Annotated in this window: 11 protein-coding genes; 8 read left to right on the top strand and 3 right to left on the bottom strand. The window is 70.9% G+C overall.

Annotated features, from left to right (window positions below; all coding sequences use genetic code 11):
- Window positions 1-22 precede the first annotated feature (22 nt).
- Entirely contained in the window at window positions 23-847 is an 825-nt protein-coding gene (locus ACWC1K_RS06505) for a rhomboid family intramembrane serine protease (RefSeq protein WP_450829129.1), read from the top strand.
- 16 nt (window positions 848-863) lie between these two features.
- On the opposite strand, the gene hemE is transcribed toward ACWC1K_RS06505, so the two are convergent.
- Window positions 864-1,940 (bottom strand): uroporphyrinogen decarboxylase, encoded by a 1,077-nt coding sequence (hemE, locus tag ACWC1K_RS06500; protein WP_450829128.1) that lies wholly within the window; start codon window positions 1,938-1,940, stop codon window positions 864-866.
- Window positions 1,941-2,066: 126 nt separating this feature from the next.
- Here hemE and ACWC1K_RS06495 point away from each other — a divergent pair, with 126 nt between their 5' ends.
- The 5 genes from ACWC1K_RS06495 to ACWC1K_RS06475 all read left to right on the top strand — a co-directional run bounded on the left by ACWC1K_RS06495 (window position 2,067) and on the right by ACWC1K_RS06475 (window position 8,753).
- Window positions 2,067-2,735 (top strand): DUF3000 domain-containing protein, encoded by a 669-nt coding sequence (locus ACWC1K_RS06495; protein ID WP_450829127.1) that lies wholly within the window; start codon window positions 2,067-2,069, stop codon window positions 2,733-2,735.
- Window positions 2,736-2,957: 222 nt separating this feature from the next.
- Window positions 2,958-3,620 carry a response regulator transcription factor gene (locus ACWC1K_RS06490; protein ID WP_030939825.1) on the top strand — a complete coding sequence of 221 codons (663 nt, stop codon included), beginning with the start codon at window positions 2,958-2,960 and terminating at the stop codon, window positions 3,618-3,620.
- Between the two features lie 235 nt (window positions 3,621-3,855).
- The gene (locus ACWC1K_RS06485) at window positions 3,856-5,160 is read left to right on the top strand and encodes an HRDC domain-containing protein (protein WP_450829126.1); all 1,305 of its coding nucleotides are present in this window, start codon (window positions 3,856-3,858) and stop codon (window positions 5,158-5,160) included.
- A 243-nt stretch (window positions 5,161-5,403) separates the two neighbouring features.
- The gene (locus tag ACWC1K_RS06480; protein ID WP_344401850.1) at window positions 5,404-6,630 is read left to right on the top strand and encodes a thiolase family protein; all 1,227 of its coding nucleotides are present in this window, start codon (window positions 5,404-5,406) and stop codon (window positions 6,628-6,630) included.
- Window positions 6,627-8,753 (top strand): 3-hydroxyacyl-CoA dehydrogenase NAD-binding domain-containing protein, encoded by a 2,127-nt coding sequence (locus tag ACWC1K_RS06475; protein ID WP_450829125.1) that lies wholly within the window; start codon window positions 6,627-6,629, stop codon window positions 8,751-8,753. The genes ACWC1K_RS06480 and ACWC1K_RS06475 overlap by 4 nt, the downstream gene beginning before the upstream one ends.
- An 83-nt stretch (window positions 8,754-8,836) precedes the next feature.
- Here the strand turns inward: ACWC1K_RS06475 and ACWC1K_RS06470 are convergent, their stop codons facing one another.
- On the bottom strand, window positions 8,837-9,853 hold the full coding sequence (locus tag ACWC1K_RS06470; RefSeq protein ID WP_450829124.1) for a hypothetical protein: 1,017 nt from the start codon (window positions 9,851-9,853) through the stop codon (window positions 8,837-8,839).
- Between the two features lie 128 nt (window positions 9,854-9,981).
- On the opposite strand from ACWC1K_RS06470, the gene ACWC1K_RS06465 reads away from it, so the two are divergent.
- Window positions 9,982-10,872 carry an NAD(P)-dependent oxidoreductase gene (locus ACWC1K_RS06465; RefSeq protein WP_450829123.1) on the top strand — a complete coding sequence of 297 codons (891 nt, stop codon included), beginning with the start codon at window positions 9,982-9,984 and terminating at the stop codon, window positions 10,870-10,872.
- A gap of 35 nt (window positions 10,873-10,907) precedes the next feature.
- Window positions 10,908-11,279, top strand: coding sequence for an NTP pyrophosphohydrolase (locus tag ACWC1K_RS06460; protein ID WP_450829122.1), 372 nt, complete (start codon window positions 10,908-10,910; stop codon window positions 11,277-11,279).
- A 63-nt stretch (window positions 11,280-11,342) separates the two neighbouring features.
- Here ACWC1K_RS06460 and ACWC1K_RS06455 read toward each other — a convergent pair whose 3' ends face one another.
- Window positions 11,343-12,845 (bottom strand): amino acid permease, encoded by a 1,503-nt coding sequence (locus tag ACWC1K_RS06455; RefSeq protein ID WP_450829121.1) that lies wholly within the window; start codon window positions 12,843-12,845, stop codon window positions 11,343-11,345.
- Window positions 12,846-12,900 lie beyond the last annotated feature (55 nt).

Below are 12,900 nucleotides of genomic sequence, written 5' to 3'. Positions count from 1 at the left end.
CCACCGGGGGCACTAGTTCCTTGTGGTCATACCCGTCCATGACGTGAACCCGGTGCGCCGCACCCCCTGGGTGACGTACGCACTGATCGCCGCGAACGTGTACGTCTTCCTGTCCACGCCCGGCCTGGCCGGTTCCGTGGCGGGCGACAGCAGTCTGTCCCAGCTGTGCCATCTGCAGGCGTTCCTGGACCACTACGCGGCCGTACCGCGGGAGTTGATCCACCATCAGATGCCCCGGCTGGTCCCCACCGGCGGCATAGGAGTGGGCGCGCACGGGGCGGGCTGTGTGGTGGCCCCGCCCAGCTACGACAAGTCGCCGGCCGTGTCCGTCTTCACCGCGATGTTCCTGCACGGCAGCTGGCTGCACCTGCTCGGCAACATGCTCTTCCTGCTGATCTTCGGCAACAACGTCGAGGACCGCATGGGGCACATCAGGTACGCGCTGTTCTACGTCGTCTGCGGTTACGCGGCGTCGTACGGCTTCGCGCTGGCCAACGCCGACTCCTCCGACCCGCTGATCGGCGCGTCGGGAGCCATCGCCGGGGTCCTGGGCGCCTATCTGGTGCTGTATCCCAAGGCCAGGGTCTGGATCCTCGTGCCGTTCCTGCTCTTCCTGCCGCTGAGACTGCCGGCCTGGCTGGTGCTGGGCTTCTGGTTCGTGTTGCAGGCCCTGTACTCGTCCGGCGAGGGCGTCTCCAGCGCGGGGACGGTGGCGTACGCGGCGCACGTCGTCGGCTTCCTCGTCGGCATGCTGCTCGCCTGGCCGCTCAAACCGGGCACACCCCCGCCGCCGGAACCGCGCGGCCTGCTGTTCGGCAGAAGGGCGCGGCCCCGGCACACGTGGTGAGCCGTCGCGAGGAGGGCTAGCGGGCGGTCTGCGTGTGGACGTACTCCACGAGCCGGGTCAGTGCGTCCGGGTCGGTGGACGGCATGACGCCGTGGCCGAGGTTGAAGACGTGGCCCTCGAGGCCCGCGGCCGAGTCGAGGACCTCGCGGGCCTTGGCCTCGACGGCCTCCGTGGAGGCGAACAGGACGGTCGGGTCGAGGTTGCCCTGGAGGGCCTTGCCGGGGCCGACCCGGCGGGCCGCCTCGTCGAGCGGGACACGGAAGTCGACGCCCACGACGTCCGCGCCCGCCTCGCCCATCAGCTGGAGCAACTCGCCGGTGCCGACACCGAAGTGGATGCGCGGCACGCCGTACCCGGCGACGGAGTCGAGGACCTTCGCGGAGGCGGGCAGCACCGAGCGGCGGTAGTCGGCCGGGGCGAGGGCGCCGGCCCAGGAGTCGAAGAGCTGGACGGCCGAGGCGCCCGCCTCGATCTGCACCTTCAGGAAGGCGGAGGTGATCTCCGCGAGGCGGTCGAGCAGGTCGGCCCAGAGCTCCGGGTCGCCGTACATCATCGCCTTGGCGTTCTCGTACGTGCGCGAGGGGCCGCCCTCGATGAGGTAGCTCGCAAGGGTGAAAGGCGCCCCGGCGAAACCGATGAGGGGGGTCGAGCCGAGCTCGCGCGTCAGCAGGCCGATGGCCTCGGTGACGTACGAGACGTCCTCGGGAGTGAGGTCGCGCAGCTGGGCCAGGTCGGCACGGGTGCGGATCGGGTTCGCGACGACCGGGCCGACGCCGGGCTTGATGTCGAGGTCGATGCCGATGGCCTTGAGCGGGACGACGATGTCGCTGAAGTAGATCGCCGCGTCCACGCCGTGCCGGCGTACCGGCTGGAGCGTGATCTCCGTGATGAGTTCGGGGCGTGTGCAGGACTCCAGCATCGGGACGCCCTCGCGGACCTTGCGGTACTCGGGCAGTGAGCGCCCGGCCTGCCGCATGAACCACACGGGCGTGTGCGGCACGGGCTCACGCCTGCACGCCTTGAGGAAGGCCGATTCGTACGTGGCTGACGGCTGTGTCCGGGCCTGGCCCGCGGGGCTCTCGTTCGCACTCACGACCGCAAGTCTCGCACGGCGCCGCAGGCGCCACGGCCGGGGTTCATGGGGCACTATCCGGACATGCGGACCCCGCACGGGTGTCCCTCCCTGCGCGAAGGCCCGGTTCCCCTTAATCTTCCCCGCATGGCTGCGGCTCAGGGACGACTGTCGGACGGCGCTGACGGAATGGACGACACCAAGGAGGGGGATCGGAGTGGCGGCGGTACGCCTCCGCCGCCCTTCCGGGCTGCCGTCGACGCGCTGAGGACCGCGCGGCTGCGGCCGCAGATCGAGATCGAGCCGGCGCCGGCGCCCAAACGGCTCGCGCCCTTCTCGTACGCGTTGGAGGCGACCGTCGTCGACGGCGACCAGGACCTGGCCGACGGCCGCCTGGTGCTGCTGTACGACCCGGCCGGGCACGACGCCTGGCGGGGCGCCTTCCGGCTGGTGACGCTGGTGCGCGCGGAGCTGGAGCCGGAGATGGCCGCCGACCCGCTGCTGCCGGACGTGTGCTGGTCCTGGCTGACCGGCGCGCTCCAGGCGCGCGGTCTGTCGTACGGCGAATCGAGCGGCACCGTCACGCGGGCGAGCTCGCACTACTTCGGTGGTCTGGCGGAGCGCCCCGCGGCCTCGCAGATCGAGATCCGCGCCTCCTGGACGCCCCGCGAGGGCCTGGGCGGGGTCCCGGACACGGCGTCCCACCTGGCCTCCTGGTGCGATCTGCTGGCCCAGGTCGCGGGCCTGCCGCCGGCCGGTCCGGGTGATGCGTCGGTCGTGACGCTGCCGCAGCGGCGGGACCCGCAGGCACGCTGACCGGCACTTCGGCCGTCGCCTTGACCGTCACTTTGTCGATACGGCCACTTTCGGTCATGAATAGTGTCGCGAACGAACCGATTCGTTCATCGCGCGATCGATCGCGTGTCCGAATTGCACTAATTGATACTCACTAAATCGTGATCTTTCCCTAAAGGACTTCGGGTTTGATGCCGAAGACGACTGTGACCTTGAAAGTCGTCCCGCACCCCAGGAGGCCTGGTGTCCGTTCTCCTCGAGCAGCCCGCAAGCCTGGTCGCCTACCGCCCGAACAAGCCGACCGCCATGGTGGTCGTGGCCGACCCGCGCGTCCGCTCCACCGTCACCCGCCATCTGTGGGCGCTCGGTGTGCGCGATGTCATCGAGGCCTCGTCCATCGCGGAGGCTCGTCCCCGCATCGGCAACCCCCGCGACATCTGCGTCGCCGACGTCCACCTGCCCGACGGCTCCGGCCTCACCATCCTCTCGGAGACCCGCGCGGCGGGCTGGCCCAACGGCCTCGCGCTGTCCGCCGCCGACGACATCGGTGCCGTGCGCAACGCCCTCGCGGGCGGCGTCAAGGGCTATGTCGTCACCGGCACCCGTACCAACGTCGGGCTCCCCACCCGGCCGGGCGCCGCCCCCATCGGATCCGCCGCCGCGCGTATGCACCGCCGCCCCCCGGGTGCCCCGAGTCACCCGGGTGGCTACCGCGAGCTCTCCGGTCGCGAGGTCGAGGTGCTGCGACTGGTCGCGGAGGGCCAGTCGAACAAGGCGATCGGCGTTTCGATGGGCCTGTCCGCACTGACCGTCAAGAGCCACCTCGCCCGCATCGCCCGCAAGCTGGGCACGGGTGACCGCGCCGGGATGGTCGCGGTGGCCCTGCGGACCGGCATCATCCACTGACCCGTACGTCCCGCCCTTTACTCCCTGCGCCCCTCTCCCGCCTCTTTCTCGCCTTCTCCCCCTGTACATCTCTGCCATTCACGGACGTGAACAGGATCGGAGCCGATCCCCCCGGCCGTGTCCCACCTGTCGTGAACCGGATCTTTCACCGACCTGACTGGTTTACGACCCCCAGGCGCCCGTCGACGGAACGTTACGTCGGCGGGCGCTGTCCATACACAGATACCCTTGACACGTGACCGACGCCCAAGAGACCGCAGCAGACAGCTCACTGCGAACCACCGGAGGCGCCCCTCCGGAAGACGGCGGAACATCTGTTACGGGGGCGCCGAACGCAGAACCGAGCCCGGAACCGACCCCTTTGCTGGAGCCGCGCGAGGGCATCCCGCCCGTGATCGCCGACGCGGACGCGCTCGCCCGGGTGGTCGCCGCCTTCGCGGCCGGTTCAGGACCCGTCGCCGTCGACGCGGAACGCGCGTCCGGCTACCGCTACGGCCAGCGTGCCTATCTCGTGCAGCTGCGCCGTGAGGGCGCCGGGACCGCACTGATCGATCCCGTGGCCTGTCCCGATCTCTCGGGCCTCGGAGAGGCGCTCTCCGGCGTCGAGTGGGTGCTGCACGCGGCCACTCAGGACCTGCCGTGTCTGCGCGAGATAGGCATGGTGCCTACACGGCTGTTCGACACCGAGCTCGCGGGCCGTCTCGCCGGGTTCCCCCGGGTCGGCCTCGGCGCCATGGTCGAGAACGTTCTCGGCTTCGTACTCGAGAAGGGCCACTCCGCCGTCGACTGGTCGACCCGCCCGCTGCCCGAGCCGTGGCTGCGGTATGCGGCGCTGGACGTCGAGCTCCTGGTGGATCTGCGCGACGCCCTGGAGAAGGAGCTGGACCGGCAGGGCAAGCTGGAGTGGGCCCGGCAGGAGTTCGACGCGATCGCCTCGGCTCCGCCGCCGGAGCCCCGCAAGGACCCCTGGCGGCGTACGTCCGGGATGCACAAGGTACGGCGGCGCCGGCAGCTCGCCGTGGTGCGGGAGCTGTGGCAGACGCGGGACCGGATCGCCCAGCGGCGGGACGTGTCGCCGGGCAAGGTGCTCGGGGACGCCGCCATCGTGGAGGCGGCGCTCTCCCTCCCGGGCAATGTGCACGCGCTGGCCGCCCTGAACGGGTTCGGGAACCGGATGGGACGGCGGCAGCTGGAGCAGTGGCAGGCCGCCGTGGACCGGGCGAAGGCTCTGGCAGAGACGCAGCTTCCGGCGCCGGGGCAGCCGGTGACCGGGCCCCCGCCGCCGCGCGCGTGGGCCGACAAGGACCCGGCCGCCGCGGCTCGTCTGTCGGCGGCACGGGCGGCGGTGTCCGCCCTGGCCGAGCAGCTGAACATGCCCCAGGAGAACCTGATCACGCCGGACACGGTGCGGCGGGTGTGCTGGGAGCCGCCGAAGGTCGTCGACGCGGACTCGGTCGGTGCGGCGCTCTCGGCGCTGGGGGCTCGGCCCTGGCAGGTCGAGCAGGTGACCCCGGTGCTGGTGGCCGCGTTGTCCGCCTAGGGACGCCTCACCTGGTCACCCCCTGGTCGACGACATCATGGCGGTGGCCGGGGTCGCATCCCGTACCCGCTCCCGTACTCACTCCGCGCGGCTCGACCGAGCCCCGCGAGTGTGACGTTCACCGCTCCAGCCGTCAGGGGTGTGCAGGCACGTTACCCGCAAGTAGCATGGGCCTGAGCGCGCGCTCAGCGCTTGCGCTTGCGCCGTGCAGCAGTGCCATCCCGCATCTGGAGGAGAGCCATCGTGCCTCGTACCGTCAGGGACGTCGTCTTCGTCGACGGCGTCCGTACCCCGTTCGGCAAGGCGGGCCCGAAGGGCATCTACCACGAGACCCGCGCCGACGACCTGGTCGTGAAGGCGATCCGGGAGCTGCTGCGCCGCAACCCCGGTCTCGACCCCAAGAAGATCGACGAGGTCGCCATCGCCGCGACCACGCAGATCGGTGACCAGGGGCTCACCCTCGGCCGCACGGCCGGCATCCTCGCCGGGCTGCCGCAGTCGGTCCCGGGCTACTCCATCGACCGCATGTGCGCCGGCGCCCTGACCGCCGTGACGACCACCGCCGGTTCGATCGCCTTCGGTGCCTACGACGCCGTCATCGCCGGTGGTGTCGAGCACATGGGCCGCCACCCGATGGGCGAAGGCGTGGACCCGAACCCGCGCTTCGTCAGCGAGAAGCTGGTCGACGAGTCCGCCCTGTTCATGGGCATGACCGCGGAGAACCTGCACGACCGCTACCCGACGATCACCAAGCAGCGCGCCGACGAGTACGCCGTGCGCTCGCAGGAGAAGGCCGCCAAGGCGTACGCCAACGGCAAGATCCAGCAGGACCTGGTGCCGATCTCGGTGCGGCGCACCAACGCCGAGGCCGGCGAGACCGGCTGGGGTCTGGTCACCGCCGACGAGCCGATGCGCCCGGGCACGACCCTGGAGAACCTGCAGGGCCTGAAGACGCCGTTCCGTGTGCACGGCCGCGTCACCGCCGGTAACGCCGCCGGTCTGAACGACGGTGCGACCGCCTCGATCATCGCGTCCGAGGACTTCGCCCGCGAGAACAACCTGCCGGTCAAGATGCGCCTGGTCTCGTACGCCTTCGCGGGCGTCGAGCCGGAGGTCATGGGCTACGGCCCGATCCCGGCGACCGAGAAGGCCCTCGCCAAGGCGGGCCTGTCGATCGAGGACATCAACCTCTTCGAGATCAACGAGGCCTTCGCCGTCCAGGTGCTCGCCTTCCTGGAGCACTACGGCATCGCCGACGACGACGCCCGCGTGAACCAGTACGGCGGCGCGATCGCGTACGGCCACCCGCTGGCCTCCTCCGGCGTCCGTCTGATGACGCAGCTGGCCCGCCAGTTCGAGGAGCAGCCGGAGGTCCGCTACGGCCTCACCACCATGTGTGTCGGCTTCGGCATGGGCGCCACGGTGATCTGGGAGAACCCGAACCACAAGGACGCCGGAGGCAACAAGTGAGCACCACCGAACTCCTGAAGGGCGCGGCCGAGCTGTTCCCGGACGAGGTCGTGACGTCCGCGCACGTACGCCACCTCGACCTGCCGTACGGCGCCGGTCGCTTCGCGCTGATCACGCTGGACAACGGGTTCGACCACACCAAGCCGACCACCTTCGGCCCGGCCTCGCTGGCGAACCTCAACGCCGCCATCGACCAGGTCGAGAAGGAGGCCTCGGCCGGCGAGATCGTCGGTGTCGGTATCACCGGCAAGCCGTTCATCTTCGCCGTCGGCGCCGACCTCAAGGGCGTCGAGCTGCTGAAGGAGCACAAGGACGCGCTCGCCATCGGCAAGGGCGGCCACGAGGTCTTCAAGCGTCTGTCGGGCCTCGCGGTGCCGACCTTCGCGTACTACAACGGTGCCGCGATGGGCGGTGGCGTCGAGGTCGGTCTGCACTGCACGTACCGGACCGTCTCCAAGGCGCTCCCGGCGTTCTCGCTGCCCGAGGTCTTCCTCGGGCTGGTCCCGGGCTGGGGCGGCTGCACGATCCTGCCGAACCTGATCGGTGCCGACAAGGCCGTCTCGGTGATCATCGAGAACAGCCTCAACCAGAACAAGCAGCTCAAGGGCCAGCAGGTCTTCGACCTCGGTATCGCCGACGCGCTCTTCGAGGGTGCGGACTTCCTGGAGCAGTCGCTGATCTGGACGGCCAGTGTCCTCAAGGGCGACGTCGAGGTCGAGCGTCCGGTGATCGACCGCGGTGAGGCCTGGGACCAGGCCGTCGCCAAGGGCCGCTTCATCGCGGACTCCAAGGTGCACGGCGCCGCCCCGGCCGCCTACCGCGCCCTCGACATCATCGCCGCCGCCAAGAACGGCGACCTCCAGCAGGGCTACGACGCCGAGGACAAGGCGCTCGCCGACCTGATCATGGGTGGCGAACTGCGCGCCGGCATCTACGCGTTCAACCTGGTGCAGAAGCGCGGCAAGCGTCCCGCGGGCGCCCCGGACAAGAACCTGGCGCGTCCGGTCACCAAGGTCGGCGTGGTCGGCGCGGGCCTGATGGCCTCGCAGCTCGCCCTGCTCTTCCTGCGCCGCCTGGAGGTGCCGGTCGTGCTGACCGACATCGACCAGGAGCGCGTCGACAAGGGTGTGGGCTACGTCCACGCCGAGATCGACAAGCTGCTCGGCAAGGGCCGTATCAACCAGGACAAGGCGAACCGTCTGAAGGCCCTGGTCACCGGTGTGCTGGACAAGGCGGAGGGCTTCTCCGACGCCGACTTCATCATCGAGGCCGTCTTCGAGGAGATCGGCGTCAAGCAGCAGGTGTTCGCGGAGGTCGAGGCGGTCGCCCCGGCGCACGCGATCCTCGCCACCAACACCTCCTCGCTGTCGGTGACGGAGATGGCGTCGAAGCTGAAGAACCCCGAGCGGGTCGTGGGCTTCCACTTCTTCAACCCGGTCGCGATCCTCCCGCTCCTGGAGATCGTGCGCGGCGAGCAGACCGATGACGCCTCGCTGGCCACCGCCTTCGCCGTCGCCAAGAAGCTGAAGAAGACCGCGGTGCTGGTGAAGGACGCCCCGGCGTTCGTCGTGAACCGCATCCTCACCCGCTTCATGGGCGAGATCCAGAACGTCATCGACGAGGGCACCCCGGTCGAGGTCGCCGAGAAGGCCGTCGAGCCGCTCGGTCTGCCGATGTCCCCGCTGGTGCTCCTGGAGCTGGTCGGTCCCGCGATCGGTCTGCACGTCTCGGAGACCCTCAACCGGGCCTTCCCGGACCGCTTCACGGTCTCCCCGAACCTCGCGGCCGTCGTCAAGGCGGGCAAGCGCGGCTTCTACGTCTACGACTCCGGCAAGCCGGAGCTGGACCCCGAGGTCGCCGCGCTCCTCAAGCAGGGCGATGTCGTCCTGACCGAGGAGCAGGTCCGTGACCGTGTCCTCGACGCCGTCGCCCAGGAGATCGGGCTCATGCTCGACGAGGGCGTCGTCGCCGAGGCCCAGGACATCGACCTCTGCCTGATCACGGGCGCCGGCTGGCCCTTCCACCTGGGCGGCATCACGCCGTACCTGGACCGCGAGGGTGTCTCGGAGCGTGTGAACGGCAAGAAGTTCCTGGCTCCGGGCCTGGCGTCGGTTCCGGCCTAACCCGCAGGCGCATGTGAAGAGGGCCTCCGCTTTCGGGCGGGGGCCCTCTTCGCCTTCGGTGACCGGGGGTGCCTGTCCCCGCCTCACACCTCGCGCCAGGCCTCCAGCGCCAGCCCGGGCTCGTCCTTGCGGCGGGTGAGCAGGAGCTGTCCGGTGGACGGGGACAACGTTGCCGCCACCACGCGGCCGTCCTCGTCCACCGCGAGGGACACCGCGGCGTCCGCGGGAAGGGCCGGGCCCGACTCGGTCCACCAGGCGCCGGCCGACTCCTGCTCGGTCGGATACGCGGCGAAGGCGACCCGGCCGCTCGCCGAGCGCTGCGCGAGCAGGGTGCAGTCGTGGCCGTCGAGTTCGCAGCGCACCGCGGAGACGGGGCCGGGCCCGGCGGAGGGCAGCAGGGTGACGGGTTTGGCGCCGGGGCGCCAGGCGCTCAGGTCTCCCGACTCGTCGGTGTAGAAGAGGGTCGTGCCGGCCGGGGAGGTGGCCAGCGCGTACAGGGTGTCCGGGCGGACCGGCGCCTCCATCGCCTCCTCCAGGGCCGGCTGGGCGGCCGCCTCCTCCTGCCGCCAGTGCAGGATGCCGCCGGGGACGGCCGCGTACACCTCGACGCGCCCCGACTCCCCGGTCACCGCGGCCAGTTCCCCTTGTACGTCATGCCCCTTGAGGTCCCGCCAGGGTTCCCAGCCGCCCTTCTCCTTCTGCGCGACCATGCTCACCCCGCCGCCGTTGTTGCGGACGAAGACATGGGCGCGCCCCTCGGCGTCGACCGCGACGGCGGGCGGGCCGGTGCGGGATCCCTTCTTGTCCGGGTGCCCGATCGGCGCCCAGTCGAGGGCGGCGAGCCGAGGCCGGTAGTGGGTGGAGTGCACGAGGCCGGCCTCGCCCGACACGGTGGGCCGCCAGGAGACCAGATGGGCGTAGGAGTTGCTGCCCTGTCCGACGGCGGGTGAGGGGTGCAGCCTCTGCTCGCCGCCGACCCGGTGTGCGGCCGTCCAGGGGCCGCCGGGGGAACGCTCCGCCCGGCACAGGAGGGCGCCGTCGGTGGGGAGGTAGACACTGAGCCGGCCGTCACGGCCGCGTAGGAGCCAGTCGCCGTTCACCGCTTCACTCTAAGCGGGGCAACACGCGGGCCGCGGCCCGGCCCCCGCGTCCCCGTACGTGCGGCCGGACGCGGAGCGGGCAGGCTGTTCCCAGCAACCACAGCAACAGTGAGAAGGAAGCCGATCTCATGACCGACCAGCTCACCGTGGGCGTCCTCGGCACCGGCATCATGGGCGCCGCCATGGCCCGCAACCTCACCCGCGCCGGCCACCTGGTCCGCGCCTGGAACCGCACCCGCGCCAAGGCCGAGCCGCTCGCCGCCGACGGAGCCCACATCGCCGCCACGCCCGCCGAGGCGGTCCAGGGCGCCGATGTCGTCCTGACCATGGTCCACGACGGTCCGGCCGCCCTGGACGTCATGCGCGAGGCGGCCCCCGCACTGCGCCCCGGCGCCACCTGGGTGCAGTCGACCACGGCCGGCATCGAGGCGATCGCGGGACTGGCCGCGTTCGCCGACGAGCACGGCCTTGTCTTCTACGACGCCCCGGTGCTCGGCACCCGCCAGCCCGCGGAGGCCGGGAAGCTGACCGTGCTGGCCGCCGGGCCCGCCGAGGGCCGGACGGTGGTGGAGCCGGTGTTCGACGCGGTCGGCGCCCGCACGCTGTGGACCGGGGAGGACGGCGCGGCCGGCAGCGCGACCCGGCTGAAGCTGGTCGCCAACAGCTGGGTGCTCGCCGCGACCGCGGCGACCGGCGAGGTGCTGGCCCTGTCCCGGGCCCTGGGGGTCGACCCGCAGAGCTTCTTCGACCTGATCGAGGGCGGCCCGCTCGACATGGGCTACCTCAGGGCCAAGGCGGGGCTGGTCCTCAACAGCGAGTTGTCCCCTCCCCAGTTCGCGGTGGTCACAGCGGCGAAGGACGCCCGTCTGATCGTCGAGGCCGGGCAGCGGAACGGAGTCCGTCTGGACGTCGCCGCCGCGACCGCCGAACGCATGGAGCGGGCCGCCGCACAGGGCCACGGCGACGAGGACATGGCCGCCGCGTACTTCGCCAGCTTCGATGAGAAGCCGGTGGACTGAGGGGCCGCCGGCGCCGGCTGTGCGAACCTTGCCGCATGACTGAGAGCGACCCCCTGCTCGTGATCGTCGACGCCGCGAACGTCGTCGGGTCGGTGCCCGACGGCTGGTGGCGTGACCGGCGGGGGGCCGCCGAACGCCTCCGCGACCGGCTCGCGGCCGACGGTCTCCCGGGCCACTCCGGTCCCGTGGAGATCGTTCTCGTGGTGGAGGGGGCGGCACGCGGGGTGGAGGCGGTACCCGGCGTCCGGGTGGAGTCGGCGCCGGGCAGCGGGGACGACCACATGGTCGACCTGGTCGCCGGGGCGGCGGGCCGCCCGGTCCTGGTGGTGACCGCGGACCGGGAACTGCGGCGCAGGGTGCGGGAGTTGGGGGCTTCGGTGTCCGGACCTCGCACCGTCCGGCCGTAGCCCGCGCGGAGCTCGTGCGGGCGGGTGGGTCCGCTTGCCCGCGCCGTGGGGTGCCGCTGCGGGCTATTTCACAACGTCGCCCGTCGTCGTCTGCTCGCCCCGTGCCAGACGGCTGTGGGAGCGGCCGTAGAGGAAGTACACGACGAAGCCGATCACCATCCAGATGGCGAACCGGAGCCAGGTCTCGGCGGGCAGGTTCAGCATCAGCCACAGCGAGGCGCACACCGACAGGATCGGGATGACCGGGACCCACGGCGTGCGGAAGGCGCGGTGCAGGTCGGGACGGGTGTTGCGGAGGATGATCACGCCGATCGCGACGACGACGAAGGCGAAGAGCGTGCCGATGTTCACCAGTTCCGCGAGTTCGCTGAGGCTGGTGAAGCCGGCGACGATCGCGATGATCACGCCGAGCAGGATGGTCGGCCGGTGCGGGGTCTTGAACCGCGGGTGGACGTGCGAGAAGAAGCGCGGCAGCAGTCCGTCGCGGCTCATCGCGAAGAAGACCCGGGTCTGGCCGAGGAGCAGGATCATGCAGACCGTGGTCAGTCCCACGGCGGCGCCGAAGCTGATGAAGCCCGCGAACCAGGGATGCCCGGTGGCCTTGAAGGCGTCGGCGAGCGGCGCACTCACGGACAGCTTGGTGTAGTGCTCCATGCCCGTGACGACGATCGACACGGCGACGTACAGCACCGTGCAGATGACGAGCGAGCCGAGGATGCCGCGCGGCATGTCCCGCTGCGGGTTCCTGGTCTCCTCGGCGGCCGTGGCAACGACGTCGAAGCCGATGAACGCGAAGAAGACGACGGAGGCCGCGGTGAAGATGCCCATCACGCCGAAGTTGGAGGGCGCCCAGCCGAACATCAGCTGGATGAGCGGGGCCTTGAGGCTCCCGCCCGCCTCCACCGTCTGCGACTTCGGGACGAACGGCTGGTAGTTGTCGCCCTTGACGAAGAAGAGGCCCGCGACGATCACGGTCAGCACGACGGTCACCTTGATGGCGACGACCACGGAGGTGACCCGCGCGGAGAGCTTCGTGCCCACCACGAGGATCGCGGTCAGCACCAGGACGAGGGCGGCGGCGAGGATGTCGAAGCCGAAGCCGTGCGCCCCCTCCCTGCCGCTCAGCCTCTCGGGCAGATGCCAGCCGGCGTTGTCGAGGAGCGAGGCGATGTACCCGGACCAGCCGACGGCCACCACCGCCGTGCCGAGCGCGAACTCCAGGACCAGGTCCCAGCCGATGATCCAGGCGGGCAGTTCGCCCAGGGAGGCGTACGAGAAGGTGTAGGCCGAGCCGGCCACCGGGACCGTCGAGGCGAACTCGGCGTAGCAGAGAGCGGCGAGCCCGCAGGCGACGCCGGCCGCGACGAAGGCCAGGGCGACGGCCGGGCCCGCGTTGTTCTTGGCCACCGTGCCGGTGAGAACGAAGATGCCGGTGCCGATGATGACGCCGACGCCGAAGACCGTCAGATCGAGCGCGGACAGGGATTTCTTGAGCGCGTGCTCGGGTTCCTCGGTATCGAGGATGGACTGCTCGACCTTCTTCGTCCGGAAGAGGGTGCTGCTCACGGGCTTACCTCCCACGCTTCGTCGTCCTCGACATGATCGAGAGGGGGCGTACTGC

The organism is Streptomyces sp. NPDC001492, from assembly GCF_053597275.1.
Note: the sequence above shows the minus strand (reverse complement) of the source record. Positions and strands in the feature narration are given on the sequence as shown.